Genomic DNA, 2,033 nt, shown 5'->3' with positions numbered 1-2,033 from the left:
CCATTTTTCTTTATACTGTCACTGAGGCAGGTTGGACATTTGATTTCTAGAGTTATTCGCATTTCTCTATTTTATCAAAATTCAACCTGCTTTGTTTCAGCATACTTTTTGAAACACCACCCACAATTTTTGCGCCACCTTCGGTTTTCACGGCAAACACATCGGCATTCTGAGCGGCAATATCCATCAATGTATCATCAAACAATTTGGCAAAATCAGGGTTATTTTGCTGGGCGTGTAATATAGCCAGCGTATGTTCGGGATTTAAAATCGCTGTTTTGCCTTCAATTTCCATATTAATAAATTCAATGTCTTCATCGGGTGACGCTTCACGCGCTTTTTTGACTTCATAAGTGTATTTATCATTTAAAAATTTATATAAAAACACTTGGCTGATGATTTTAAATTCATTGCCATCATTGCCCAAGCCGTAGTTGGCACAAATGGTTTTTAAGCTGTCAATTAAGGCTTTGGTTTGTTCGGTAAAATATTGTTCGGTCATGGTATGGGCTCTTTTATGCGTTGGTATCTACAGCGACTTGTCCATTCATTAACATGGGTAATAGGAAATCGCGTAATTGGGTGAGTTGTTGGTTTTGTATTATATTGCTTCTATTTTTTTTAAATAGACAACTTGCTATTTCATTATATTTATGAGCAATTGATTTGCTTGGTAAAATAATAATGCTCTCTTTTAAAAATTTAAAATGTCGTGCATATCCATAATTTGATAAGTCAATTTGATTTATCATTTGATATAATAAATATGAAGGTAATCTATTATTATTGCTGATAATAATCTGTGTACCATCTGCACCACGAGCATAAGTAAAGTTAACTAATTTTACAGTTCTAGTATGGTCGCCAAAAATGATATGTGCGTCATCAGGAGTTAATATGGATTTCTGATTATTAGTAAAGCCGCAAATAAAATCTTGGCTTTGGTCAATTACAGGATATTTTCCAAAATTTACAATATCTTTATTTAATATTTTTTCAGTATTAGGAATTTTGTCTAAACATTTTCCTAACTCTATCACTTCCCACCCTTTTGGAATAACGCGTTTGAGTGTGTCGTTATAAACCATTTCGCCACCACTGGATTGATAGGGCTTGCCGTTTTCATCAGGGAAATCAAATTGCACAAACCAATAATCATAAAGCGTTTTTGCCATTTGCTCTAATTGGGCGTTGATTTGGTTATTGACGGCGATTTTTTGGTCAAGGGCGGAAAGTACCGATGCAATGGATTGTTGGGTTGGTAAATCAGGCACTCTGATTTGAAAACTTTTAATATCATTTGAATTTAAATTTTTTCTTATACCAGAAGACAATGAACGCAAATTCTCATATTGTGTTTTGAGAAAATAATACACATACTCTGGGTTGGCTTTTTCTGTATTAAGTTCAATATTGCAACAAGCTTGATTGGTTGTCATTGCACGTTTCAAAATAGAAACATTTCCACGGGTTTTTCCTTCACCATACATAGCGATTGACAATGTATTTTCTGGAAAAATTTTAATATTAGTTTCTTCTAATGCTTTTTGAGAAATATATTCGCTAGTATCAAAAATATATTTTTCACCTAACTGTTCTGTTTTTAGCCAAGGAATAGTACCATTAGACCAGAATTCATTATTACTCCGTAATGGAGTAATACCACTTGAAATATTGATAGATAAATCAATCAATTTCATTGTTCTCATTTTAATTTCATCTCTAAAATTTTTCAGACAACCCAAAAACTATTTAATACATTCGCCCAGTTTCTCGTAAATATTCTTGCACCAATAAATGATTGATGTGTTTTAAAGTTTGCGAATTCACATCAAATTGCTGCTCTTTTCTAAAACGTTGCAACACGCTGCTTTGCATTTGTTTTTCAAAATAGCTTTCATTATCCAAAATTTGAACCGTCCCGGGATTGTCGGAGACCCAAAACTCTGAGACAATACCCTTATGAAAACCAAACAATACTCAACTGAAATTAAGACTCGAGCCGTCGAATTACTCATCGAATCACAAAAAGA

2 protein-coding genes are annotated in these 2,033 nt (G+C 33.3%); both read right to left on the bottom strand.

Going from position 1 to position 2,033, the window contains the following annotated elements:
* Positions 1-52: 52 nt before the first annotated feature.
* Positions 53-502, bottom strand: a complete 450-nt coding sequence (locus AZ602_RS09860; protein ID WP_199174124.1) for a hypothetical protein — start codon at positions 500-502, stop codon at positions 53-55.
* Positions 503-515: 13 nt separating this feature from the next.
* A complete protein-coding gene (locus AZ602_RS09855) occupies positions 516-1,700 on the bottom strand; it encodes a restriction endonuclease subunit S (RefSeq protein WP_199174123.1) in 1,185 nt (394 codons plus the stop codon).
* Positions 1,701-2,033 lie beyond the last annotated feature (333 nt).

This window comes from Moraxella sp. RCAD0137 (genome assembly GCF_002894025.1).
GTDB lineage: Bacteria > Pseudomonadota > Gammaproteobacteria > Pseudomonadales > Moraxellaceae > Moraxella > Moraxella porci.
Note: the sequence above shows the minus strand (reverse complement) of the source record. Positions and strands in the feature narration are given on the sequence as shown.